The 23181-nt window shown below is 70.9% G+C and carries 22 protein-coding genes; 14 read left to right on the forward strand and 8 right to left on the reverse strand.

Going from position 1 to position 23181, the window contains the following annotated elements; genetic code table 11:
• The first annotated feature begins 36 nt into the window (after window positions 1–36).
• From ACSYGN_RS24330 to ACSYGN_RS24340, 3 genes are all read left to right on the forward strand, one after another.
• Window positions 37–1023, forward strand: a complete 987-nt coding sequence (locus ACSYGN_RS24330; protein ID WP_460399022.1) for a COG1470 family protein — start codon at window positions 37–39, stop codon at window positions 1021–1023.
• On the forward strand, window positions 1020–2306 hold the full coding sequence (locus tag ACSYGN_RS24335) for a neocarzinostatin apoprotein domain-containing protein (protein ID WP_460399024.1): 1287 nt from the start codon (window positions 1020–1022) through the stop codon (window positions 2304–2306). The genes ACSYGN_RS24330 and ACSYGN_RS24335 overlap by 4 nt, the downstream gene beginning before the upstream one ends.
• Before the next feature lie 74 nt (window positions 2307–2380).
• Window positions 2381–3649, forward strand: coding sequence for a hypothetical protein (locus ACSYGN_RS24340; protein ID WP_460403699.1), 1269 nt, complete (start codon window positions 2381–2383; stop codon window positions 3647–3649).
• A gap of 194 nt (window positions 3650–3843) precedes the next feature.
• On the opposite strand, the gene ACSYGN_RS24345 is transcribed toward ACSYGN_RS24340, so the two are convergent.
• On the reverse strand, window positions 3844–5349 hold the full coding sequence (locus ACSYGN_RS24345) for a peptide MFS transporter (protein WP_460399027.1): 1506 nt from the start codon (window positions 5347–5349) through the stop codon (window positions 3844–3846).
• Between the two features lie 694 nt (window positions 5350–6043).
• Here ACSYGN_RS24345 and ACSYGN_RS24350 point away from each other — a divergent pair.
• Window positions 6044–6721, forward strand: coding sequence for a response regulator transcription factor (locus tag ACSYGN_RS24350; RefSeq protein ID WP_018566970.1), 678 nt, complete (start codon window positions 6044–6046; stop codon window positions 6719–6721).
• Between the two features lie 405 nt (window positions 6722–7126).
• Window positions 7127–8398 carry an ATP-binding protein gene (locus tag ACSYGN_RS24355; protein WP_460399029.1) on the forward strand — a complete coding sequence of 424 codons (1272 nt, stop codon included), beginning with the start codon at window positions 7127–7129 and terminating at the stop codon, window positions 8396–8398.
• Between the two features lie 92 nt (window positions 8399–8490).
• Here the strand turns inward: ACSYGN_RS24355 and ACSYGN_RS24360 are convergent, their stop codons facing one another.
• The gene (locus ACSYGN_RS24360) at window positions 8491–9129 is read right to left on the reverse strand and encodes a GtrA family protein (RefSeq protein ID WP_460399031.1); all 639 of its coding nucleotides are present in this window, start codon (window positions 9127–9129) and stop codon (window positions 8491–8493) included.
• Between the two features lie 191 nt (window positions 9130–9320).
• Here ACSYGN_RS24360 and ACSYGN_RS24365 point away from each other — a divergent pair, with 191 nt between their 5' ends.
• The 4 genes from ACSYGN_RS24365 to ACSYGN_RS24380 are packed head-to-tail and all read left to right on the forward strand — an operon-like array spanning window position 9321 to window position 12367.
• Window positions 9321–10490, forward strand: a complete 1170-nt coding sequence (locus tag ACSYGN_RS24365; protein ID WP_460399033.1) for a 5-(carboxyamino)imidazole ribonucleotide synthase — start codon at window positions 9321–9323, stop codon at window positions 10488–10490.
• Window positions 10487–11008, forward strand: a complete 522-nt coding sequence (gene purE, locus ACSYGN_RS24370; protein WP_460399035.1) for a 5-(carboxyamino)imidazole ribonucleotide mutase — start codon at window positions 10487–10489, stop codon at window positions 11006–11008. The genes ACSYGN_RS24365 and purE overlap by 4 nt, the downstream gene beginning before the upstream one ends.
• Window positions 11009–11015: 7 nt before the next feature.
• Window positions 11016–12203, forward strand: coding sequence for a dipeptidase (locus tag ACSYGN_RS24375; RefSeq protein WP_460399038.1), 1188 nt, complete (start codon window positions 11016–11018; stop codon window positions 12201–12203).
• A complete protein-coding gene (locus ACSYGN_RS24380) occupies window positions 12200–12367 on the forward strand; it encodes a type II toxin-antitoxin system Phd/YefM family antitoxin (protein ID WP_460399040.1) in 168 nt (55 codons plus the stop codon). The genes ACSYGN_RS24375 and ACSYGN_RS24380 overlap by 4 nt, the downstream gene beginning before the upstream one ends.
• A gap of 78 nt (window positions 12368–12445) precedes the next feature.
• Here the strand turns inward: ACSYGN_RS24380 and ACSYGN_RS24385 are convergent, their stop codons facing one another.
• Both ACSYGN_RS24385 and ACSYGN_RS24390 read right to left on the reverse strand, forming a co-directional pair.
• Complete coding sequence (locus tag ACSYGN_RS24385) at window positions 12446–12850, reverse strand: VOC family protein (RefSeq protein WP_460399042.1); 405 nt, start codon at window positions 12848–12850, stop codon at window positions 12446–12448.
• Between the two features lie 20 nt (window positions 12851–12870).
• Window positions 12871–13230 (reverse strand): VOC family protein, encoded by a 360-nt coding sequence (locus tag ACSYGN_RS24390; protein WP_460399044.1) that lies wholly within the window; start codon window positions 13228–13230, stop codon window positions 12871–12873.
• Between the two features lie 157 nt (window positions 13231–13387).
• Between ACSYGN_RS24390 and ACSYGN_RS24395 the strand changes: the two genes are divergently transcribed.
• Window positions 13388–13894 carry a CGNR zinc finger domain-containing protein gene (locus tag ACSYGN_RS24395; protein ID WP_460399046.1) on the forward strand — a complete coding sequence of 169 codons (507 nt, stop codon included), beginning with the start codon at window positions 13388–13390 and terminating at the stop codon, window positions 13892–13894.
• Window positions 13895–14056: 162 nt separating this feature from the next.
• On the opposite strand, the gene ACSYGN_RS24400 is transcribed toward ACSYGN_RS24395, so the two are convergent.
• Window positions 14057–15400 (reverse strand): UDP-glucose dehydrogenase family protein, encoded by a 1344-nt coding sequence (locus tag ACSYGN_RS24400; protein ID WP_460399048.1) that lies wholly within the window; start codon window positions 15398–15400, stop codon window positions 14057–14059.
• A 188-nt stretch (window positions 15401–15588) separates the two neighbouring features.
• On the opposite strand from ACSYGN_RS24400, the gene ACSYGN_RS24405 reads away from it, so the two are divergent.
• Window positions 15589–16761 (forward strand): acyl-CoA dehydrogenase family protein, encoded by a 1173-nt coding sequence (locus tag ACSYGN_RS24405; RefSeq protein WP_460399050.1) that lies wholly within the window; start codon window positions 15589–15591, stop codon window positions 16759–16761.
• Between the two features lie 290 nt (window positions 16762–17051).
• A complete protein-coding gene (locus tag ACSYGN_RS24410; protein WP_460399052.1) occupies window positions 17052–17420 on the forward strand; it encodes a four-helix bundle copper-binding protein in 369 nt (122 codons plus the stop codon).
• Between the two features lie 181 nt (window positions 17421–17601).
• Here the strand turns inward: ACSYGN_RS24410 and ACSYGN_RS24415 are convergent, their stop codons facing one another.
• Together ACSYGN_RS24415 and ACSYGN_RS24420 are read right to left on the reverse strand one after the other, a co-directional pair.
• Window positions 17602–18231 (reverse strand): HAD family hydrolase, encoded by a 630-nt coding sequence (locus ACSYGN_RS24415; RefSeq protein ID WP_460399055.1) that lies wholly within the window; start codon window positions 18229–18231, stop codon window positions 17602–17604.
• Window positions 18224–19561 carry an LCP family protein gene (locus ACSYGN_RS24420; protein WP_460399057.1) on the reverse strand — a complete coding sequence of 446 codons (1338 nt, stop codon included), beginning with the start codon at window positions 19559–19561 and terminating at the stop codon, window positions 18224–18226. The genes ACSYGN_RS24415 and ACSYGN_RS24420 overlap by 8 nt, the downstream gene beginning before the upstream one ends.
• A 118-nt stretch (window positions 19562–19679) precedes the next feature.
• Here ACSYGN_RS24420 and ACSYGN_RS24425 point away from each other — a divergent pair, with 118 nt between their 5' ends.
• Window positions 19680–20246, forward strand: a complete 567-nt coding sequence (locus tag ACSYGN_RS24425; protein WP_460399059.1) for an acyl-CoA thioesterase — start codon at window positions 19680–19682, stop codon at window positions 20244–20246.
• 168 nt (window positions 20247–20414) lie between these two features.
• On the opposite strand, the gene ACSYGN_RS24430 is transcribed toward ACSYGN_RS24425, so the two are convergent.
• On the reverse strand, window positions 20415–21986 hold the full coding sequence (locus ACSYGN_RS24430) for an LCP family protein (RefSeq protein WP_460399061.1): 1572 nt from the start codon (window positions 21984–21986) through the stop codon (window positions 20415–20417).
• Between the two features lie 125 nt (window positions 21987–22111).
• Here ACSYGN_RS24430 and ACSYGN_RS24435 point away from each other — a divergent pair, with 125 nt between their 5' ends.
• On the forward strand, window positions 22112–23140 hold the full coding sequence (locus ACSYGN_RS24435; RefSeq protein WP_460399063.1) for a glycosyltransferase family 2 protein: 1029 nt from the start codon (window positions 22112–22114) through the stop codon (window positions 23138–23140).
• Window positions 23141–23181: the final 41 nt, after the last annotated feature.

Consider the following 23181-nt stretch of genomic DNA (forward strand, 5'->3'; position numbering starts at 1 on the left):
ACCGCAGCAGCCTGTTGGAGCCCGCTGGAGCCGCCCATGCCGTCCGCCGACCGCGCCCCCCGCGCCCTTCGGACAGCCCTCGCCGTCCCGTTCGCCGCCCTCCTCGCCCTCCTCGCCACCGCGTCAGCCACCGCACCGGCTGCCTCCGCCGAGAAGTCCGGTCAGTCCGGGCAGTCCTGGCATTCCGGGCAGTCCGGGCAGTCCGCCGGCTGGTCCGCCGCGCCCTCCGGCGGCGCACGTCCGTCGTTCTACGCCGAGGGCGCACCCGGCACGGTGCTGCGGGACACGGTCTCCGTGACCAACCGAGGGACCCGCCCGGTGACGGTACGGCTCGGCGGACGCGGCCTGCGCCTCGTGTTCGCCGGCACCAGGGTCACCGTCCCCGCCCGCACCCGCGCCGATGTGCCGTTCGCGCTGACGGTCCCGGCGGACGCGGCCCCGGGTGACCGGGCGGGCGCGGTTCTCGTACGGGACGGGGGCGGGCGTACTGCCACCGTGCGGGTACGGCTGCGCATCGGTGGCCCGGCACTGTCCGCGCTGACCGTCGAGCATGTCGCGGTGCGCGGTGACCGCATCACGTACGAGCTGGTCAACCGGGGTACGACGGTTCTCGTCCCGACCCTCGCCGTGCACGCGGACGGTGTCCTCGGCACGGTCCTCGACCGCGCCCCGCGTACCCTCCCCGTCCGCCTCCCGCCCGGCAGCCGCACCCGGCTCGGCGAGCCATGGCCGCACCGCCCCGCCCTGGACGCGGTTGGCGTACGGCTGACGGTCACGGCAGCGGGCGGCGCGCACGACACGGCGGGTATGTCGGTCCGCTTCGTGCCGGCCGCGTCGTGGAGCGGGGCGGCGGCGGTCGCGGGCGCGGGCGTCGCCGTGACCCTGGCCGCCGGGGCCGTCGTAGCGGTCGTAGCGGTCGTACGACGTCTGCGGCGCCGCACGCCGGAGGACGGCGAGCTGCCCCCACCGCCCGCCGAACACCTCTGCCCAGAGGGCGAGTTGACGACGGGAGCGGTGGCGTGAAGCGGCGGACGGTAGCGCCCGCCGTGCTGCTTGCGGTGCCCGCCGTGCTGCTCGCGGCGCTCGCGCTGCTCCTCGCGCCCCTGGCACCCGCCTCGGCGGCCGACGGGCCCTCCATGAAGCTGTCCAAGTCCCAGGCGGGAGCGGGCGGTTCGATCACCGTGAGCGGTACCGGCTGGCAGCCGCGTACCGTGCTCATGCTGATCGTCTGCGGACGGGCCACCCCGGCCCGGGGTGTCATCGGCGGCACCAACTCCTGCGCCAACGCCGACGGCAGAGCCGTCACCACCGACGCCAAGGGCGCTTTCAGCCGCAGCCTTCCGGTCGCCGAACCGCCCGTGCCCTGCCCCTGCGTGGTGCATGTGGCCACCGCGACCGGTCCGACCGCCGACGCCGACGCCGTCCTCCAGGTCGCCGGGCACCCCGTCGAACCGCTGCCCGCCGAGTCCTCCACAGGCCGGCTCTCCGTCCTCACCGACGTCCGGCTCGACGGCTCAGGCGGACTGCTGACCTGGTTCGGTGCGCCGCCCTCGCGCACCCTCGTCCTCACCGTCGGCAACGCCGGTTCCTCCGCCGTCAAGGACCCGGTTTTCCGGGTCGGCACCGCGCACGGGGTGTTCGCCCCGCAGTGGGACGAGCAGCAGTGGCACGGCACCATCGCTCCCGGCGGCAGGGCCCGGATCGCGCTGCCCGTCGAACTGGCCGCCGGGGCGCACGGCGACTACACCGTCTCCCTCCGATACGGCGGCAAGCTGCTTGCCGAGCAGCCCTGGGGCGTCGGACGGCCCTGGGGCGTGACCGTGTTCTGGATCCTGCTCTGTCTGGTGGTCCCGGCGGCGGTGTTCCGCGCCGGGATGGCCGTGGTCGACCGGGTGCGGCCGCGCCGTTCGGGAGGCCATGGCCGCGGCGCGCCCCGGCTGCCCCGGCTCGCCCCGCGGATCCCCGGACTGCGCATCGGCGGCCTGCGTACAGCCGGCCGCCGGATCATCCCCGGCTTCGGCGGCGCCCCCGCCGAGGAGACCGAGCCCACGATCTCGGCCCTGCCGTGGTTCACCCCGGACTCCGGTCCGGACCCGGCCGGTCGACTCTCCGCACCGCACGACGACAGCACGGCCAGTCCTACGAGTCCTACGAGTTCTATGAGTCCTACGGGTCATACGAGTCCTGCGGGCCCTGCGGGCCCTGCGAGTCCCACGGATCCGACGATTCCCACGATTCCCACGATTCCCACGACTCCGACGACTCCGACGACTCCGACGACTCCGAACAGGAAGGGACCCACGTGAGCAAGCCAAGGAGAGTCACCCCGGCCGGTCCGCGCGGCGGCCTGCACAGGGCGGGCGCGGCCGCGTCGGCGCTGGTGCTGGGCGCGGCCGGGTTTCTGCTGGCCGCGGCCGCCGGGCCCGCCCAGGCCGCCGAGGTGTCGTACGCCACGCACTGTGTGCCGCCCGCCGGGATCGACCCGGTGGACGGCACCACGAAGGTCGACATCACCGCACCGGCCACCGCGAAGGTGGGCGACACGGTCGACGTGGTGTGGAAGTTCGTGCAGGCCGCGTCCAAGAACCCGAACATCATCGATCTGCCCGCGAACTCGGTCCAGCCGTCCGGCGTCCTCAAGGCGGCCGGGGCGCAGACCGGGAACATCGCGATGCAGGGCCCGCGGGAGAACCCGGCGATCCCCAAAGGCTCGGCCATGGTGCTGTCCGACATGAAGGGCTCGCTGAAGCTGACGGCGCCGGGCGAGGTCACGCTGACGCCGGACGCGTACACCGTCAACGCGATGTCGACGGACACCAAGTGCACCCCGACCGTGACCGTGTCGAAGGCGGCGACCATCGAGGTGACCGCCGGGGACGGCGGCTCCAGCCCGAGCACGAGCCCGAGCACCAGCCCGGATCCCAGCGACTCCGCCTCGCAGCCGGGATCCCAGTCCCCGTCCGCCTCCACCTCCGCCTCGGAGTCGGCATCGCCGTCGGAGTCCGCGAGCGACGGCACCGGGCAGACCGACTTCACCGGCAAGGAGGTCCAGATCGCCTACGCCTGCAAGACACCCATCGGGGACAAGAACGCCACCTCGCCGGTGCAGATCAACGCGAAGAAGAACGGCGGGAGTTTCGACCTCACCGTGCAGTTCAAGAAATCGGTGATGGACAGCCCCGCCGACATCCCCAAGGACTCGGTGAAGCCGTCGATGGAGGTCGTGCTCGGCGGCTCGGACAAGGGCACGGTCCATGTCGAGGGGCCCGCCAACTCCTCCGCCATCAAGTCCGGCGACCCGATCGCGATCCCGGACCTGACCGGCACCTACAAGCCGGGGGCGAGCGGGCAGTCGACACTCTCGCCAGGCGTCCTCACGGTCAAGGCGCTCGGTACCACCACCACCTGCACACCGACCAAGACCGAGGTCTCGCTGACGCTGGACACCACACAGCAGGCGTCCGGCGCGAGCGGCGGCACCTCGGGTTCGGGCGGCACCTCGGGCAGCGGTACGTCGTCGAGCGGCGGCCTCGCCCAGACCGGCTCCGGTGATCACGGCGCGCTCAAGGCGCTGGGCCTGGTCGCGGGCACGGCGATCCTGCTGGGCGGTGCGGTGTTCACGTTCATGCCGCGGCGCCGGACGCGGTGACCTGCCCTACGGCGACCCCTACGGCGACCCCGGTGGCCACCCCTGACGGCTACCGCCGATGGCCACTGCCACCGTGCGGCGGGCCGGAAACGAGGGAGGGCCGCCGCGCCCCGGGATCCCCGGGACGCGGCGGCCCTCCGCCCAGCCGTGGCTTCAGCCGTGGCCTCAGCCAGGGCCGCTGCCGTGGCCGGACGTCAGTGCACGTCGGCCATCAGCTTGTTGACCTTGTTGCGGTACATCCACACCGCGCCACCGGCGATCAGGGCGAGGACGGCCTCCAGGCCGACGAAGCCCATGCGGTCGAGGTTGACGCCGCCGACCGCCGGGTTGGACAGCAGGGCGGTGATGGAGTCGCCCGCGGTGACCGCGAGGAACCAGACGCCCATCATCTGCGAGGCGTACTTCTTCGGCGCCATCTTCGTGGTGACGGACAGACCCACCGGGGACAGCGTCAGCTCACCGATCGTCTGGACGAAGTAGATCCCGACCAGCCACATCGCGGCGGCCTTGGTGCCGTCCTGGGCGATCGACAGCGGGGCGAGGAAGACCACGAACGACGCACCGACGAGGACGAGCGCGGACGAGAACTTCACGATCGTGCTCGGCTCCTTGCCGCGGCGGTTCAGCCACAGCCACAGCCACGCGAACACCGGCGCCAGCGCCATGATCATGACCGGGTTGACCGACTGGTACCAGGAGACCGGGAAGTCCCAGCCGAGGATGCTGTTCTTGGCCTTGCCGTCCGCGAAGATCGACAGGGTCGAACCGCCCTGGTCGTAGATCATCCAGAACACGGCCGCGGCCACGAAGAACCACACGTACGCCGACACGTTCGACCGCTCGACCGCGTCCAGCTCCTTGTCGCGCAGGATGCGGGTGATCACGAAGATCGGCACGATCAGGCCGATGATGGTGAGCGGGATCAGCGCCCAGTTCAGGGTGAAGTGGCCGGTGAAGCTGACGACCGCGTAGAACACGGCGGCGATGGCGAGCCAGATCAGGCCCTTGCGCAGCGTGGCGGCCTTCTGCTCGGCGGGCATCGGGGTCGGGACGATGTCGCTGCGCTCGCTCAGGTGGCGGGTGCCGAGCAGGAACTGGGCGAGACCCAGCGCCATGCCGAGCGCGGCGAGACCGAAGCCGAGGTGCCAGTTGACGTTCTCACCGACGGTGCCGATGATCAGCGGCGCGGCGAACGCTCCGAGGTTGATGCCGATGTAGAAGAGCGTGAAGCCGCCGTCACGGCGACCGTCGTCCGGGCCGTCGTAGAGGTGGCCGACCATCGTGGAGATGTTGGCCTTGAGCAGACCGGAGCCGATGGCGACCAGACCGAGACCCATGAAGAAGGTGCCGGAGGTCGGGAGTGCAAGGGAGAGGTGGCCGCACATGATCACCACACCGGCGACGGCGACCGTCTTGCGCGGGCCGAGGAATCGGTCCGCGACCCAGCCGCCCGGGAGGGCGAGCAGGTAGACGAGCGATACGTACACCGAGTAGATCGCGGTCGCCGCACCGGCACTCAGGTGCAGGCCGGCGGGAGCCACCAGGTACAGCGGGAGCAGAGCTCTCATGCCGTAGTAGGAGAATCGCTCCCACATCTCGGTCATGAACAGCGTGGCCAGGCCGCGGGGGTGGCCGAAGAAGGTCTTCTCGGAACCGGGGGTGCCCGGTGTGACCGAGTCCTTCGTCAGGCTGGACGCCATGGTCGTTCCTTGGGTGTCGGGGCGCGCTCGTAGGGGTCTCCGGCTCGGTCGAGCCGGAGGCTCCGGGGGACGGTTCGCGCCCGGTGGGGCGGCCGGTGCCGGGGAAGGCCGGCCGCCCTGTCCCACGCCTGAGGGGGTTACGCTCCGGGTCACGGAGCGGTGGACGGCGACCACCGGGATGCGCGCCCCGCTCGCGTCTTTGGGTTCGGGGCCCGGCCACAGGTCGTTCCTCACACGAACCGGCGGAGCCGCTCCGTATGCAAAAGCGCCCTTCGGCGTCGGAATGTCGCCGAAGGGTAGTGCGGTTCTACAGGCGTAGATGAAATCTAGCCGAAATATTGACGGTCAGGGAAGAACCTGAGACGCGGATCACAAGGTCGTGCGGGAACTAAGGCCACCCTTTCCAAGGTTCTCGTCAGATTGTCATCTTGTCAGATTCTCAGGGGACTCTCGGCTGGCTCTCGGCGGACTCGTGGCGGACTCCTGGCGGGCCCTCAGCGGATTCCCATCGGAATCCCGACGGAACCCCGACTGAACCCCGAAGGAATCCCGACGGAGGCACATCGGATTCCGTCCCGGCATCACCACCGCCGCGGAACTCCAGCTCCGGCCCGTCCACGGCCGCCTGAAGGTAAGAAGCCGCGCGTCACGATCACACCCCAGCAGCGAGCGCCGTCGGACTACCATCAGCCTCATGACTCGTGTACTGCTCGCCGAGGACGACGCGTCCATCTCGGAGCCGCTGGCCCGCGCCCTGCGCCGGGAGGGGTACGAGGTCGAGGTGCGCGAGGACGGACCCACCGCGCTCGACGCCGGGATGCAGGGCGGCGTCGATCTGGTCGTGCTGGATCTGGGCCTGCCCGGCATGGACGGCCTCGAAGTGGCCCGCCGGCTGCGCGCAGAGGGCCACACCGTTCCGATCCTCATCCTGACCGCACGTGCCGACGAGGTGGACACCGTCGTCGGCCTCGACGCGGGCGCCGACGACTACGTCACCAAGCCCTTCCGGCTCGCCGAACTCCTCGCCCGAGTACGGGCCCTGCTGCGGCGCGGTGCCGCGGAGCCCCAGCAGCCGCCCGCCACGCACGGGGTGCGCATCGACGTCGAGTCGCACCGCGCGTGGATGGGCGACGAGGAACTCCAGCTCACTGCCAAGGAGTTCGACCTGCTGCGGGTGCTGGTGCGGGACGCCGGACGGGTCGTGACCCGGGACCAGCTGATGCGCGAGGTCTGGGACACCACCTGGTGGTCGTCGACCAAGACCCTCGACATGCACATCTCCTGGCTGCGTAAGAAACTCGGCGACGATGCGGCGAATCCCCGGTACATCGCCACTGTGCGGGGTGTGGGGTTCCGGTTCGAGAAGAGCTGAGGCCTCTGGCGGTTTGGCGCGTCGTACGGGGTTTGCCCCACGGGGCTTGCCGCTTGCCGCTTGCCGCTTGCCGGTGGCCCGGGGCGTGCCGGTGGCCCGGGGTGACTCCTGTCCCTCGGGGCGCCCCGTCGGGGCAGTGGGCCGGGGTTGGTGGGCACCCGGTGCTGGGGGCTGTGCCCACCCGTTCCGCCCTGCGGAACGATTGCCCACAGCGGCGGCCGCAGCGGGAGCCGCGGTCGCAGCGGTGGCCGGAGCGGCAGCCACAGTGGCAGCGGTGGCCGCAGCGGGAGCCGCAGGTACAGCGGTGGCCGGAGCGGCAGCCACAGTGGCAGCGGTGGCCGGAGCGGCAGCCGCAGGCGCCGCCGAAGCCGCGGTCACAGGCATACGCAGGGGAAGCTGGAGGACATGCGCCGTCGACTGATCCAGTCCACGCTCGCCGTGGTGCTCGTGGTGATCGCTGTTTTCGGGCTGTCGCTCGTCATCGTCGAGACCCGCACCATCAGCAACAGCGCCCAGGAGCGCGTCGACTCCGAGGCCGTGCGGCTGGCCAGCATCGTGGACAGCCGGCTGCTCGGCGCGGAGCATGTCACCTCCGAGATCCTGCGCAGCCAGGTCACCCCGGGCCAGTACGCCGTCATCCGTATCCCCGGCAAGCCGAACATCACCCTCGGCACCCGGCCCGAGGGCAAAGTCATCCGCTCCACGGCGGACGGCGAGCAGGGCGAGACGGTCACCGTGCAGGAATCCCGCTCCACCGTGTCCCGCGAGGTCGGCCGGACCCTGCTGATCATCGGCCTGGTGGCGCTGCTGGCCGTCGTGGCTGCCGTACTCCTCGCGGTGCGCCAGGCCAACCGCCTCGCCTCCCCGCTCACCGATCTCGCCCGGACCGCCGAGCGCCTCGGCTCCGGCGACCCGCGCCGCCGCCACAAGCGCTACGGCGTCCCCGAACTGGACCGTGTCGCGGACGTCCTCGACTCCTCCGCCGAGCGCATCGCCCGGATGCTCACCGCCGAACGCCGCCTCGCCGCCGACGCTTCCCACCAGCTGCGCACCCCGCTGACCGCGCTGTCCATGCGGCTGGAGGAGATCACCCTGACCGACGACCCGGACACGGTGAAGGAGGAGGCGACCATCGCACTGACGCAGGTGGAGCGCCTGACGGACGTCGTCGAGCGGCTGCTGACCAACTCCCGTGACCCGCGCACCGGCTCCGCCGTCCCGTTCGACCTCGACGAGGTCATCCAGCAGCAGCTCGCCGAGTGGCGGCCCGCCTACCGCAGTGCCGGACGGGCGATCGTCAGCTCCGGGAAGCGGCATCTGCGGGCCGTCGGCACCCCGGCCGCGGTCGCCCAGGTGCTGGCGGCGCTGATCGAGAACTCCCTGATGCACGGCGGCGGCACCGTCGCGCTGCGCACCCGCGTCACCGGCAACCAGGCCGTCGTCGAGGTGACCGACGAGGGGCCGGGCGTCCCGGCGGACCTCGGGGCGCGGATCTTCGAGCGGACGATCAGCGGCCGCAACTCCACCGGGATCGGCCTGGCCGTCGCCCGCGACCTCGCGGAGGCCGACGGCGGCCGGCTGGAGCTCCTCCAGGCGCAGCCGCCGGTCTTCGGTCTGTTCCTGTCCCGCACCCCGCCGTCCCGCAAGCACGACGGGACGCAGCCCACCGTCCGCTGAGACGACGGTCGGCTGAGACGACGGTCCGCCGAGACCACAGTCCATTGACCACGGTCTGCCGACCACCCCCGCGGCAGCCGCAGGCGCACGCCTCAGACGCGCTGCTTCGCGGTCCGCTGCTTCTGCCGTGCCACATCCACCCGATCCACCCCGGACTCCACACGGGAGCCCAGCCGCGCACCGGCCTCCACACCGGCCTCCGCACCGTCCTCCGCACCGGCTATGTCAGCCTCCGCTTCGGCCTCCGCCTCGGCGAGGAACGCCTCCGCACCGGCCACCGTGTCCCTCGCCCCGGCGCCGTCCTCGGCGGGCAGCGTCTTGAACACCCAGGTGCGGTACGACCAGAAGCGGAACAGCGTGGCGATGCCGATGCCGACGACCTTGAAGACGTTCCGCTGCAGCTGGGTGTCCCAGCCGAAGCCGTAGATCGCGGCGTAGAGGATGCCGTTCTCGATGACCAGGCCGATCACGCTGAACGCCAGGAACAGGGTGAGCTCGCGGCTCTTGGCGCCCTTGTCGCGGTCCCGGTAGGTGAAATAGCGGAAGCCCACGTAGTTGCAGCCGATGGCCACGACGGTCGCGATCACGTTCGCGCGGACGGCCTGGAGGCTGGTCAGATGCCAGAGGAGGTTGGAGACGGCGAAGTTCACCACCGTGCCCAGGGCGCCCACCGCCCCGAACTTGGCAACCTCGTCCAGCATCTTGCGCAGCCCCGAGGAACCATGGTCCATGGTCGTGAAGGCCCCCGTTCGGGTTCGCGGAAAAGTCAACCCCGTCATGCTAACCACCACCCCTGTGTGAATGTCCGCGTGCTCGCTCACGGCTCGGGAACGGCTGAGCAAGAAGGCGGAAAGCAGCAGGTAAGAGGAGGGGGAACGGAAGCGGAATCCGGCCACCGCGGCGTGGCCGATACGCTGGGGGCGTGACGTTCCCGGTAGTCGGCATGGTCGGCGGTGGCCAGCTCGCTCGTATGACCCACGAGGCGGGCATCCCGTTGGGCATCAGGTTCAAACTCCTCAGTGACACCCCGCAGGACTCCGCGGCGCAGGTCGTCAGCGATGTCGTCGTCGGCGACTACCGCGACCTTCAGACGCTGCGTGAGTTCGCGCGCGGATGCGACGTGATCACCTTCGACCACGAGCATGTGCCCACCGAGCACCTCAGGGCCCTGGAGGCGGACGGCATCCCCGTGCGCCCCGGCCCCGACGCGCTGGTGCACGCCCAGGACAAGGGCGTGATGCGGGCGAAGCTCGACGCGATCGGCGTGCCCTGCCCGCGGCACCGCATCGTGACCGGCCCCGCGGACGTGGCGGCCTTCGCCGCGGAGCTGGGGGGCGGCGAGGGCACGGGGGACGGCACGGACGGCTTCCCGGTCGTCCTCAAGACCGTCCGCGGCGGCTACGACGGCAAGGGCGTGTGGGTCGTCGACTCCCCGGAGCAGGCCGAGGAGCCGTTCCTGGCGGGTGTGCCGGTGCTCGCGGAGGAGAAGGTCGACTTCGTGCGGGAGCTCGCCGCCAACGTCGTCCGCTCGCCGCACGGCCAGGCCGTCGCCTACCCCGTCGTCGAGTCCCGGCAGGTCGACGGCGTCTGCGACACCGTGATAGCGCCCGCCCCCGGCCTTGACGAGGGCCTCGCCCTGCACGCCGAGGAGATGGCGCTGCGCATCGCGAAGGAACTCGGTGTGGTCGGCCATCTCGCCGTCGAGCTGTTCCAGACCCGCGACGGGCGCGTCCTGGTCAACGAGCTGGCGATGCGCCCGCACAACTCCGGCCACTGGAGCCAGGACGGCGCGGTCACCTCGCAGTTCGCCAACCATGTCCGCGCCGTCCTCGACCTGCCGCTCGGCGACCCGCGCCCGCGCGCGAGGTGGACCGTGATGGCCAACGTCCTCGGCGGCGACTACCCGGACATGTACTCCGCGTATCTGCACTGCATGGCCCGCGATCCCAAGCTGAAGATCCACATGTACGGCAAGGACGTGAAGCCCGGCCGCAAGGTCGGCCATGTCAACACCTACGGCGACGACCTCGACGACGTGCTGGAGCGCGCCCGTCACGCTGCCGGCTATCTGAGAGGCACGATCACCGAATGAGCCCCGCTGTTGGCATCGTCATGGGGTCGGACTCCGACTGGCCCGTCATGGAGGCCGCCGCCCAGGCCCTCGCCGAGTTCGAGATCGAGTACGAGGTCGACGTGGTCTCCGCGCACCGGATGCCGCACGAGATGATCGCCTACGGCGAGCAGGCCGCGGAGCGTGGTCTCAAGGTGATCGTCGCGGGCGCGGGCGGTGCCGCCCATCTCCCGGGCATGCTCGCCTCCGTCACCCCGCTGCCGGTGATCGGTGTACCGGTGCCGCTGAAGTACCTCGACGGCATGGACAGCCTGCTGTCCATCGTGCAGATGCCGGCCGGTGTGCCCGTCGCCACGGTGTCCGTCGGCGGCGCGCGCAACGCGGGGCTGCTCGCCGCGCGGATCCTCGCCGCCCACGACGAGGAACTCCTCGGCCGCATGCGGGACTTCCAGCAGGAGCTCAACGACCAGGCCTCCGAGAAGGGCCGGCGCCTGCGCGCCAAGGTCGAGGGCACCGGCAGCTTCGGCTTCGGGAAGTGACGGCGCGATGACGACATCCGATTCCCTCGCGGGCGCCCGGGAACTGCTGCGCGAGTTCCCCGTCGTCGACGGCCACAACGACCTGCCGTACGCACTGCGCGAACAGGTCGACTACGACCTCGACGCCCGCGACATCGCCCAGGACCAGCGCGCCCATCTGCACACCGACATCCCCCGGCTCCGGCAGGGCGGCGTCGGGGCGCAGTACTGGTCGGTGTACGTCCGCTCGGACCTGCCCGACGCGGTGCCCGCGACCCTGGAACAGATCGACTGCGTACGGCGGCTCATCGAGCGTCATCCGGCCGACCTGCGGGCCGCACTGACCGCCGCCGACATGGAGGCGGCGCGCGCGGAGGGCCGGGTCGCCTCCCTCATGGGCGCCGAGGGCGGCCACTCCATCGCCTGCTCCCTGGGCACCCTGCGCGGCCTGTACGCGCTCGGTGTGCGCTATATGACGCTCACCCACAACGACAACGTGCCCTGGGCGGACTCCGCGACCGACGAGCCCGGCGTCGGCGGGCTCTCGGCGTTCGGCCGCGAGGTCGTCCGCGAGATGAACCGGCTCGGCATGCTGGTCGACCTGTCGCACGTCGCCGCCACCACCATGCGCGACGCGCTGGACGCCTCCGCCGCGCCGGTGATCTTCTCGCACTCCTCCGCGCGCGCCGTCTGCGACCACCCGCGCAACGTCCCGGACGACGTGCTGGAGCGGCTGCCCGAGAACGGCGGCATGGCGATGGTGACGTTCGTGCCGAAGTTCGTGCTGCAGGCGGCGGTGGACTGGACGGTCGCCGCCGACGCCAACATGCGCGAGCACGGCTTCCACCACCTCGACATGACGCCCGAGGCCATGAAGGTGCAGCGGGCCTTCGAGGAGCGCAACCCGCGCCCCGTGGCCACCGCCGCCACGGTCGCCGACCACCTCGACCACATGCGCGAGGCCGCGGGCGTCGACCACATCGGCATCGGCGGCGACTACGACGGCACCGCCTTCACCCCCGACGGCCTCGACGACGTCTCCGGCTACCCCAACCTCGTCGCCGAACTCCTCGACAGGGGCTGGTCCAGGCCCGACCTGGCCAAGCTGACCTGGCAGAACGCGGTACGGGTCCTGTCGGCGGCGGAGGACGTGGCGCGGGAGCAGAGCGGGCAGCGGGGGGCGTCGAACGCGCGGATCGAGGAACTCGACGGATGACGGCGAACGCTGACGGTCAGGGCTCGAGCCGGGAGACCGAGTACCTCCTGCGGTCTCCCGCGAACGCCCGGCACCTCCAGGACGCCGTCGCCTACGACAAGGCGGGACACACCGGCGTCACTGTGACGCTTGAGGAACTGCGCGAGATGGTGGGCGACGCCTGACGGTGGTGGACGGCGTCTGACAGCCGCCGGCCGTCCGGGGCCTGTCCGGCGTGATCCGCCGGGCAGGCCCCCTGTTCGTCACCGCTGGTCGATGCGGCACAGGCAGAACGGATGCCCCGCCGGGTCTCTGAACACCCGATAGTCGCGGTCCGGGTCGTCATCCTGTTCGTTGTCCACGTCCAGCGGGACGGCGCCCAGCGCCAACGCCCGCTCCTGGGCATCGTCCACCGCCGCCCAGGTCGCGCCCGCGTTCAGGTCCAGGTGGAACTGCTGCGCGTCCGTGCCCGCTCGGGGCCAGGACGGGGGCCGGTAGCCCGGCTCGCGGTTGAAGGCCAGCCGTGGCACGCCCGGTGTCTCCAGGACCACCCAGTCCTCGTCCTGCACGCGGGGCGTGCCGCCCAGCAGCCCCGCGTAGAAGGTGGCCAGGGCGAGCGGGTCGGGGCAGTCGATCACCACGGAGCGGAAACGGGCCACGGCGGGCATCGGACCTCCAGGTGCGTGGGTCAGCCGGCGCACAGGCAGAACGGATGCCCCGCCGGGTCCGCGTAGACCCGCCAGCCGCGGCTGCGGTCGTCCGTGTCCAGCGGGCGGGCGCCCAGCGCCAGGACGCCCTTCTCCGCCACGTCCAGGTCCTCCACGGTCAGGTCCAGATGGAACTGCTGCGAGGCGTCCGGCGCGGGCCACTTCGGCGGTACGTGTCCCGGTGCGGCCTGGAAGGCCAGCGACTGACCGCCCGGCACCTTCAGGTCCACCCAGTCTCCCTCGCCCTCCACGGTGCCGCCCAGCACCCCGGCGTAGAAACCGGCGAGGGCGAGCGGGTCGGGACAGTCCAGGACGACGACGCCCAGCTTGGCGAGAGCCATGACTTCCTCCTCGGTGAATCATCGATTCATCGAATCATCGAACGATCGGTGAGTTACCTGCATGAGCCGGAAACCGGTAACGGTTACCTGATGGTCCCCACTGGAGGTAACGTCGCAAGGGGATTCTCGAAAGGCGTCGAAAGGTAGCGTCACGGCCATGAGTGAGAGACCGCCCGCGCCCGGGGGCCTGGCCCTCGTCGAGTCCCTGGTGAACACACTCGACATCGAGTCCGGCGCCGACTCGCTCGACACGGCCGACGGCCGGGCCCTCTTCGGCATCCCCCAGGACGCCCTCCCCGCCGCCCGCGAACTGCGCGAGTCGCTGCGCGCCGCGCTGCTCGCCCACGCCGGACACGCCCCGCACCGCCCGGTGACCCCGCTCGGCGAGCTGCTGGCGGGCGCCCCGCTGCTGGTCACGGTCGACGAGCACGACGGCTCCGCGCGCCTCGCCGCCGCCGACACCGGCCCGCTGCTCTCCCGGGTCGCCGCCGCCGTGGCCGAGGGGCTGGTCGCGGGCACCTGGACCCGGCTCAAGGCGTGCGAGGCCGTGACCTGCCAGTGGGCGTACTACGACCGCAGCCCCGCGGGCCGCAGCCGCTGGTGCTCGATGCAGGTGTGCGGGGCGCGCCAGAAGATGCGGCGGTACCGGGCGAAAGAAGCGTGACGCGGGAGCGGGCGGTTCGGCGACGGAGCGGGGCCGTAGTGGTGCAGAATGCAGCGTGACTCCGGTTCGGCCGACTGAGCCTCGGCCGAACCGGAGTCACCTGCTCACGCCTGCCGGCCGCTGTCCGCCGTACGCGTCTCCGGCTGATCCGCCGGACAGGCCCTACGCGGTGGGGCGGCCCATCGCCCGGTAGCTCCAGCCCGCCCGGCGCCACAGCTCCGAGTCCAGGGCGTTGCGCCCGTCCAGCACGACCCGCGCCGCCGCGACCTCGCCGAGCGCCGCCGGGTCCAGCTCCCGGAACTCGCGCCACTCCGTCAGGTGCAGTACGACATCGGCGCCCCGTACGGCCTCCAGCGCCGAGTCGGCGTAGCCCAGCGTCGGGAAGACCCGGCGGGCGTTCTCCATGCCCTTCGGGTCGTACACCGTCACCTGGCCGCCCTGGAGGTGTATCTGCCCGGCGACGTTCAGCGCGGGCGAGTCACGGACGTCGTCCGAGTCGGGCTTGAAGGTGGCGCCGAGCACCGCGACATGCTTGCCCAGGAAGGAACCGCCGCCCACCGCCTGCCGCGTGAGCTCCACCATCTGACCGCGCTGACGCATGTTGATGGAGTCGATCTCGCGCAGGAAGGTCAGTGCCTGGTCCGCGCCCAGCTCACCGGCGCGCGCCATGAACGCCCGGATGTCCTTGGGCAGACAGCCGCCGCCGAAGCCGATGCCGGCGCGCAGGAACTTCTTCCCGATCCGGTCGTCGTGGCCGATGGCCTCGGCCAGCTTGGCCACGTCGCCGCCCGCGGCCTCGCAGACCTCGGCCATGGCGTTGATGAAGGAGATCTTCGTGGCGAGGAAGGAGTTGGCGGAGGTCTTCACCAGCTCCGCGGTCGGGAAGTCGGTGACGACGAACGGCGAGCCCTCGGCGACCGGGGTGGCGTACACCTCGCGGAGCAGCTTCTCGGCACGCTCGCTGCGTACGCCGATCACGATCCGGTCGGGGTGCAGGGTGTCGTCGACGGCGAAGCCCTCCCGAAGGAACTCCGGGTTCCAGGCCAGTTCGGCGTCGGCTCCCGCGGGCGCGTGCTCGGCGAGGTAGGCGGCGAGCCGGTCGGCGGAGCCGACGGGGACGGTGGACTTGCCGACCACCAGGGCCGGTCCGGACAGATGCGGGGCGAGGGAGGCGAACGCGGACTCCACGTACGACATGTCGGCGGCGTACTCGCCGCGCCGCTGCGGGGTGTTCACGCACACGAAGTGCACATCACCGAACTCACCGATCGCGGCCCAGTCCTGGGTGAACCGCAGCCGCCCCGAGGAACCCTCGAGTCCGGCCACGTGCTTCCTCAGCAGGTCGTCGAGCCCGGGCTCGTACATCGGGGTCTCGCCGCGCGCGAGCAGTTCCAGCTTCTCGGCGACCACGTCGATCGCGAGCACCTCGAAGCCCAGCTCGGCCATGGCGGCGGCATGTGTCGCCCCGAGGTAGCCGGTGCCGATCACAGTGATCTTGAGGCTCATAAGTGCTCCAGAACGGTACGTCATCCGATGCGCTGCCCGAGCATATCCCCGGTCTGCGGGCACACCTGAGCGCGCGGCTTCCCGGCTGTCGCCCAGCTCACCTAGGCGCGTGGCAACCGGGGCTCTAGAATCCTGGTTACTTAACGGTAATTAGCGTCGGCACCACCGCGACTGGAGCGTGAGAGACCTTGGCCGGAACGGCTGACTTCGACCTGTACCGCCCGTCCGAAGAACACGACATGCTCCGTGACGCAGTCCGCGCGCTCGTCGAGGCGAAAATCTCGCCCTACGCCGCCGCCGTGGACGAGGAGGCCCGCTTCCCGCAGGAGGCGCTGGACGCGCTCGTCGCGGGCGACCTGCACGCCGTCCATGTGCCCGAGGAGTACGGCGGCGCGGGCGCCGACGCGCTCGCCACGGTGATCGTGATCGAGGAGGTGGCCCGCGGCTGCGTCTCCTCCTCCCTCATCCCGGCCGTCAACAAGCTGGGTTCGCTCCCGGTGATCCTGTCCGGCTCCGAGGACCTGAAGAAGAGGTACCTGGTGCCGCTGGCCAAGGGCGACGTCATGTTCTCGTACTGCCTCTCCGAGCCGGAGGCGGGCTCCGACGCGGCCGGTATGACGACCAAGGCGGTGCGCGACGGCGACCACTGGGTCCTCAACGGTGTGAAGCGCTGGATCACCAACGCGGGCGTCAGCGAGTACTACACGGTGATGGCCGTGACCGACCCCGCCCGGCGCTCCCGGGGCATCTCCGCCTTCGTCGTCGAGAAGTCCGACGAGGGTGTCTCCTTCGGCGCCCCGGAGAAGAAGCTCGGCATCAAGGGCTCCCCGACCCGCGAGGTCTACTTCGACGACGTCCGCATCCCCGCCGACCGCATGATCGGCGAGGAGGGCACCGGCTTCGCCACCGCGATGAAGACCCTGGACCACACCCGCATCACCATCGCCGCCCAGGCCCTCGGTGTCGCCCAGGGCGCGTTCGACTACGCCAAGGGCTATGTCCAGGAACGCAGGCAGTTCGGCAAGCCGATCGCCGACTTCCAGGGCGTCCAGTTCATGCTCGCCGACATGGCCATGAAGATCGAGGCCGCCCGCCAGCTCACCTACGCGGCCGCCGCGAAGTCCGAGCGCGTCGCCGTCGGCGGGCGGGAAAACGACCTCACCTTCCAGGGCGCCGCCGCCAAGTGCTTCGCCTCGGACGTCGCCATGGAGGTCACCACGGACGCCGTCCAGCTCCTCGGCGGCTACGGCTACACCCGCGACTACCCGGTCGAGCGCATGATGCGCGACGCGAAGATCACCCAGATCTATGAGGGCACGAATCAGGTCCAGCGGATAGTGATGGCGCGCAATCTGCCGTAGCGGCAGGGCAGTTGGCCGCCGGTTTCACCGGGAGGGCGTACCGGCCGGGGCGCCCTCCCGGTGAAACCGGCGCCAGGTGGGCGGACGGGCGCGGGTGTGTCGGCGGTCACTCCGATGGCTCAAGGGGGACTTGAGCCGGTGATAGCGGGGGATACGTCAGGGTTCGTACGGCACGCGGCCTGTACGACGTATCGGCGGCGTTCGTCCGGATGGCGGCTCTTGCCCGGCTGGCGTAGGACGGAAGGCACGCGGGGCCCGTCCACGGGTCCCACTCCCTTCGAGGAGGAGCCATGACCCAGTCGGGAACCATGCCTGCCATGTCCAAGGCGATGCAGAGCTGCATCGAGGCCTGCATGTCCTGCCACACCGTGTGCGAGGAGACGATGAGCTCCTGCATGCAGATGAGCGGCGGCGGCCAGGCCCAGATGCAGATCATGCGTGCGCTGATCGACTGCTCCGAGATGACCCGTATGTGCGCCGACATGATGATGCGCCGCTCCCCGATGTCGGCGGAGATGTGCGCGATGTGCGCCAGGGCCTGCGACATGTGCGCGCAGGCGTGTATGACCATGCCGGACGATCCGCAGATGATGCGCTGCGCCGAGGCGTGTCGCCGCTGCGCCGAGTCCTGCCGTGCGATGGCGGGCGCCGCCATGTGACGTCGGTGACGACCACGGTGGTGTGATCGACGAGGGCATCCTGGTGGTGTTGTGCGCCGTCCGGGGTGCCCTCGGTCGTGCGCGGGACCGGCGGGACCGTACGGGTCCTGCGCACAGGTCCTGCGCACAGGTCCTGTGGCGGCGTCAGGCGGTGTCAGAAGAGGCGGAACCTGCGGCGGTCTCAGAAGAGGGGGCGCAGGGCCTCTTCCAGGTCTGTCGGGCCGCGGTAGCGCACCGCCCGCATGCCGACCGCCGTGGCCGCCTCGACGTTCTCCGGGGCGTCGTCCACGAACAGGCACCGCTGCGGCCGTACCCCCGCACGGGCCGCCGCGAGATGAAAGATGCGCGGGTCGGGCTTGGCGATGCCGACGCGGGCGCTGTTGACGACGTCGTCGGCGAGGTCGCTCAGGCCGAGCGAGTCGAGGTCGGCCTCCAGGCCCAGCATCGCATTGCTGACCAGGACCACCGGCACCCGTATCCGTGCCCGGCGCAGCAGCGCCACCACGGTCTCGTCCGCCCGGAACGGGGACTCCAGCAGCGCGCTGCCTAGCTCCCAGGCAGCCGTCTCGTCCTCCAGAAGACCCGCCAGGCCCTCCGCGATGGCCGCCACCCACTCCTGCGGGGTGATCTCGCCCCGCAGCGCCGGCAGGACGGTCTCCGGGGCGAAACCGATCTTCGCCGTGGTGCCCTCGGCCAGTCCGGCGGCCCGTTCCAGAGCCGTCACACCGGACGAGTCGAAGGTGCGCACCACGTTGTCCACATCACACAGCACCGCGTCGAAGGGCGGTCTGTCACTTGCCGGTTCAGCCACTCGACACCGTGACCTTCTCGTCGTTCTGCAACTCGTTCACCAGGGTCTTGACCTTAGCCTTGTCCCAGACGAGATTGCCGCCCGTCGAGCCCGAGATGGGCATGTTCATCGACGTGCCGTCGCCGCCGGAGACACCCTTCATCGCCCAGAACATGGACGCCAGGTCCCACAGACCCATGTCCTTGTCCACGATCAGCGAGTCAAGTCCGGCCCCCATGGTGGGGTACAGCTTGAACGGGTTGAGCACGGTGGAGGGGGTGGCCACCTGGTGGGCCAGCGCCGAGAGGAACTTCTGCTGGTTCTTGGTGCGCTGGAGGTCGGACGCCGCGAAGGCGTGCCGGGTGCGGACGAAGGCCAGGGCCTGGTCACCGTTCAGGGTCTGCTTGCCCGACTTGAAGTCGGCGCCGGAGTACTTGTCCTTGAAGCCCTTGTCGATGTCGATGGTGACGCCGCCGACCGCGTCCACGATGTTCGCGAAACCGGCGAAGCCGATCTCCACGTAGTGGTCGATGTGCAGTCCGGTGTTGTACTCGACCGCGCGCACCAGCAGGGTCGGGCCGTCCTCGGCGTACGCCGCGTTCAGCTTGGTGTGGCGGCCGGTGCTCTTGTACTTCTTGCCCGAGGTCGAGCCGACGTACGACGGGATCTCCACGTCCGAGTCGCGCGGCAGCGAGACCAGCGTGTCGCCGTTGTCGCCAACGTGCAGGATCATCATCGAGTCTGTGCGCTGGCCCGGCGCGGACCCGGTGTGCAGCTTCTTCTTGTCCGCGGCGGACAGACCGGCACGGCTGTCGGAGCCGACGATCAGGTAGTTGGTGCCCTTGCCGGCATCGGGGCGGTCGATGACCTTGGAGAGGTCGACGTCGCGGTGCAGCTTGGAGTCGGCCCAGAAATAGGTCGCCACGGAGGTGACGACCAGAACGCTGACCACGGTGATGGCGGTCCATTTGATACGGCGCCGCCAGTTCGGCCGGGGCCGGCCGACCGCCTGGTCATTGTCGTCGGAGCCGTAGCCACCGCCGCCACCGCCGCCGTAGACCTGGCCGGTGTTGTAACCGCTGTCGTAACCGTTGCCCGGGGCGTTGCCGCCGTAGCCGTCCTGGCCGCCGTAGCCCTGGCCGTCTATATAGGTCGGCTGTTCCGGGACGCCGGGGTTGTACGGTGTCGCGCCCTGCGGCGGGCCGTAGCCGCCGCCCTGGCCGGGCGGTGCCGCCTGGCCGCGGCGGACCTGCCGCATCACACGCGCACTTTCGGGCTGCGCGTTCGCGCTGCCGCGTCCGTAGCTGTTGCCGCGGCTGTCGTCGGACCATCCCTCGGGCCAATCGTTCATGGGCCTTAGTGTGCAGTGCCGGGCTATGTCCTTCACAAGGGTCGGCGACAAACAGGGGCACGGCTGTTGCGAACCCGACACAAAGTCCCCGAATGCCGACTCGCTTATGGTGGACCGCATGACAGACCAGGCCAGCGCCATGGATTCAGACACCCCGGATATAGCAGACATCCCGGGCAAGTTGATCTCAGCGTCCCGCACCACCCTGAGCCACATCATGACCCACAACGACACCAACCTGCTGGGGACGGTGCACGGTGGTGTGATCATGAAGCTTGTCGACGACGCCGCGGGCGCGGTGGCCGGCCGGCACAGCGGCGGTCCCGCCGTCACCGCGTCCATGGACGAGATGGACTTCCTGGAACCGGTCCGCGTCGGAGACCTCGTCCACGTCAAGGCACAGGTCAACTGGACCGGCCGCACCTCCATGGAGATCGGGGTGCGGGTACTGGCCGAGCGCTGGAACGAGTCCACCCCGCCGGTGAAGGTCGGCTCGGCCTATCTGGTCTTCGCCGCGGTCGACGCCGACGGCAAGCCGCGTCGCGTCCCGCCGGTGATCCCGGAGACGGAGAAGGACCGGCGGCGGAGCCAGGAGGCGCAGATCCGCCACACCCACCGGCTGGCGCGGCGGCGGGCGATTCTGGAACTCCGTGAGCGGCGTGCCGCCGAGGGGATCGAGGACTGACGTCACTCCGGCTGGCGCCGCGCTCTGGCTTGCGCCGGGCTTGCAGGTATTCGGCTGCGGCGCCGTTGTGGCTGGTCGCGCCCCGCGGCGGAGCCGCGTTTTCGATACAGCCCCGCGCCCCTTAGGGGGTTGTACTGCTGCATGCCACAGCGGTCACCGGTGTTCGTGCTACGCCTTGTCCGGGCATACCACCTCGTCCCCCGTCACGACACCCGACCCGCTCTCCGCGGGCACATCCGCCCGGACCCTGTGCACCTCGGTGAAATCCGTACCGGCGATCACCTTCAGAACCGGCCCCTGGCCCTTCGAAGGGCGCAGCTCGCTGCCAGGAAGCGCCGCGGCCAGGGACCGCGCGGAGCGGTCCCAGCGGGGGTCGTAGAGGACCACCGTGCGCCGTACCGAACGCTCCGCCGCATTGACCGGCCGGTGCGTGGTCAGAAACCCGGTGGAAGCCAGCGCAGCGTCCACCCGGCTGCCGAGCCCCGCCGTAGCCGTGCCGTTCTCGACCTGGACGTGGATCTGCTGCGGGGGGACGTCGACCCGCTCGGCGTGCGCGGGCGGGGCGGCGGTCGTACTCGTCCCGTCCTGCTTCCCGGCTCCGGCCGCCTTCGCGGGCGTCTTCTCGACCGCGAGTGGTTCGTCCTCGCGCAGCGCCTGGAACAGCCGGGCCGACTTGACCGGGTCCCACTTCACCGTCGAGCCGAGGCCCTTGACCGGGTAGCCCAACTGCCCGATGGGCACGGTGGTGAACTCGGAGGAGGACGGCGAGAAGTTCCGCATCGCGCGCCCCAGGTCGAGGAGTTCGCCGGTCCCGAGGCCCTTGTCGGCGCGTACCGAGCCGAGCACCGCTCGTACGACGTCCCGGAAGCGCAGCGGGTTCAGCAGCACCCCGGAGGAGGTGGCCTGCTCGATCAGCGAGGCCAGGAAGTGCTGCTGACGCTGCATCCTGCCGAGGTCGCTCGCGCCGTCGACGTGCCGTGCGCGGACGTACTGGAGTGCCTGACCGCCCATCAGGGTGTGCGAGCCGGGCGCCAGGTCCAGGCCGGTGTAGGAGTCGATCAGCGGCCGGGTGGTGCAGATCTTCACGCCGCCGAGGACGTCGACCGTCTTCATGAAGCTGGTGAAGTCGACCTCCAGATAGTGGTCGATCTTGACGTGGGTCATGTCCTCGACCGTGCGCACGGTGAGGTTCGGGCCGCCCTCCGCGTACGCCGCGTTGAGCTTGACGGGGTGTGCTGGGCGGCCGGCGGTCGCGGGGACCACGGCGTAGGAGTCGCGTGGCAGGCTCACCACACTGGCCCGCTCCCGGTCCTCCGAGATGTGCACGATCATGATCGTGTCGGTGCAGTGGCAGGGTGCGCCGCCCAGGTGGTAGCTGCGCCGCTGCGCCTCGCTGATCCGGTCCCGGCTGTCGGTGCCGACAAGCAGCACGTTCATGCCGTGCCCGGCGCGCGGGCGGTTCTTCATGTCCTTGAAGGGGTCGATCCGGGTGATGCCCGAGTCGAGGCCCGTCATCACCGTGTGGCCGATCCCGGCGGAGGCGAGCACCACCACCGAGAGGGTGGTGACCGCCCGCACGGCCCAGCGCGGGCGGCGCCGGACCGCTTCGGCGGGCGGCCGGCGGGGCGGCGGGGGCTGGGGGCGGCGCTGCGGGTGCGTGGGCCGCGGCGGTCGCGGTGGTGCGCCCACCCCGCGGGAGGCCGTGGGCCTGCGGGCGGGGGAGCGGGGCGGCGTGGGCAAGGGACACCTCCGCGAGGGCCGTACGTGGGATCCGTGAGCACCGTAGGCCCATACGACCTTCGGCCTGCAGCACCACCCGGGCGGCGCGCACCGGTGTCCCCCGTTCGCGGTAACGTGAGCGTCCTATGAACGCCATGCCCGACGTGCGGCTCCCCGCCGTGTCTGTGATCATGCCCGTCCTCAACGAGGAGCGGCATCTGCGCGGGGCCGTCCAAGCGATCCTCGCTCAGGAGTACGGTGGCGAGATGGAGGTCGTGATCGCCCTCGGTCCGTCCACGGACCGCACGGACGAGATCGCCGCCGAACTCGTGGCCGAGGACCCCCGAGTGCACACCGTCCCCAATCCCACCGGCCGCACGCCCGCCGCGCTGAACGCCGCGATCAAAGCCTCCCGCCATCCGGTGGTGGTGCGTGTCGACGGCCACGGCCTGCTGTCACCGGACTACATCACCACCGCCGTACGGCTGCTGGACGAGACCGGCGCGGAGAACGTCGGCGGCATCATGCACGCCGAGGGTGAGAACGACTGGGAGCACGCGGTCGCCGCCGCCATGACCTCGAAGATCGGCGTCGGCAACGCCTCCTTCCACACGGGTGGCAAGGCCGGTGCCGCCGACACCGTCTACCTCGGTGTCTTCCGGCGCGCGGCGCTGGAGCAGCAGGGCGGCTACAACGAGGAGTTCATCCGCGCCCAGGACTGGGAGCTGAACTTCCGCATCCGTGAGGCGGGCGGGCTGATCTGGTTCTCGCCCGAGCTGAGGGTGTCGTACCGGCCGCGCCCGAGCGTGCGGGCGCTGGCCAAGCAGTACAAGGACTACGGCCGTTGGCGGCACGTCGTGGCCCGCTACCACGAGGGCTCCATCAACCTGCGCTATCTCGCCCCGCCCGTCGCGGTGTGCGTGATAGCAGCCGGGATCGTGGCGGGCGTCGCGCTGACGCCGTGGGCCCTGGTGGTGCCCGGCGGTTATCTCGCGGCGATCGCCCTCGGCTCGTTGCCGACGGGCCGCGGTCTGCCGCTGAAGGCGCGGCTCCAGATCCCCGTTGCCCTCGCCACCATGCACATGTCGTGGGGCTTCGGCTTCCTGACCAGCCCCCGCTCCCTGGCGAAGAGGGTCATCGCCTCCCGCCGCCCCGCGGTGCTCAGCGCGAGCTGAGCACCGCAGCGGCACCGATGCGCCACCGCCGTACTACCGAC

The sequence above is a fragment of the Streptomyces sp. YIM S03343 genome, assembly GCF_054729195.1.

Bases quoted from the DNA above. Each gene is read 5' to 3' on its own strand.
- ACSYGN_RS24330 (WP_460399022.1), top strand. From the start codon at position 37: ATGCCGTCCGCCGACCGCGCCCCCCGCGCCCTTCGGACAGCCCTCGCC.
- ACSYGN_RS24345 (WP_460399027.1), bottom strand. From the start codon at position 5,349: ATGGCGTCCAGCCTGACGAAGGACTCGGTCACACCGGGCACCCCCGGT.
- ACSYGN_RS24350 (WP_018566970.1), top strand. From the start codon at position 6,044: ATGACTCGTGTACTGCTCGCCGAGGACGACGCGTCCATCTCGGAGCCG.
- ACSYGN_RS24355 (WP_460399029.1), top strand. From the start codon at position 7,127: ATGCGCCGTCGACTGATCCAGTCCACGCTCGCCGTGGTGCTCGTGGTG.
- ACSYGN_RS24360 (WP_460399031.1), bottom strand. From the start codon at position 9,129: ATGGACCATGGTTCCTCGGGGCTGCGCAAGATGCTGGACGAGGTTGCC.
- purE (WP_460399035.1), top strand. From the start codon at position 10,487: ATGAGCCCCGCTGTTGGCATCGTCATGGGGTCGGACTCCGACTGGCCC.
- ACSYGN_RS24375 (WP_460399038.1), top strand. From the start codon at position 11,016: ATGACGACATCCGATTCCCTCGCGGGCGCCCGGGAACTGCTGCGCGAG.
- ACSYGN_RS24380 (WP_460399040.1), top strand. From the start codon at position 12,200: ATGACGGCGAACGCTGACGGTCAGGGCTCGAGCCGGGAGACCGAGTAC.
- ACSYGN_RS24385 (WP_460399042.1), bottom strand. From the start codon at position 12,850: ATGCCCGCCGTGGCCCGTTTCCGCTCCGTGGTGATCGACTGCCCCGAC.
- ACSYGN_RS24390 (WP_460399044.1), bottom strand. From the start codon at position 13,230: ATGGCTCTCGCCAAGCTGGGCGTCGTCGTCCTGGACTGTCCCGACCCG.
- ACSYGN_RS24395 (WP_460399046.1), top strand. From the start codon at position 13,388: ATGAGTGAGAGACCGCCCGCGCCCGGGGGCCTGGCCCTCGTCGAGTCC.
- ACSYGN_RS24400 (WP_460399048.1), bottom strand. From the start codon at position 15,400: ATGAGCCTCAAGATCACTGTGATCGGCACCGGCTACCTCGGGGCGACA.
- ACSYGN_RS24410 (WP_460399052.1), top strand. From the start codon at position 17,052: ATGACCCAGTCGGGAACCATGCCTGCCATGTCCAAGGCGATGCAGAGC.
- ACSYGN_RS24420 (WP_460399057.1), bottom strand. From the start codon at position 19,561: ATGAACGATTGGCCCGAGGGATGGTCCGACGACAGCCGCGGCAACAGC.
- ACSYGN_RS24425 (WP_460399059.1), top strand. From the start codon at position 19,680: ATGACAGACCAGGCCAGCGCCATGGATTCAGACACCCCGGATATAGCA.
- ACSYGN_RS24435 (WP_460399063.1), top strand. From the start codon at position 22,112: ATGAACGCCATGCCCGACGTGCGGCTCCCCGCCGTGTCTGTGATCATG.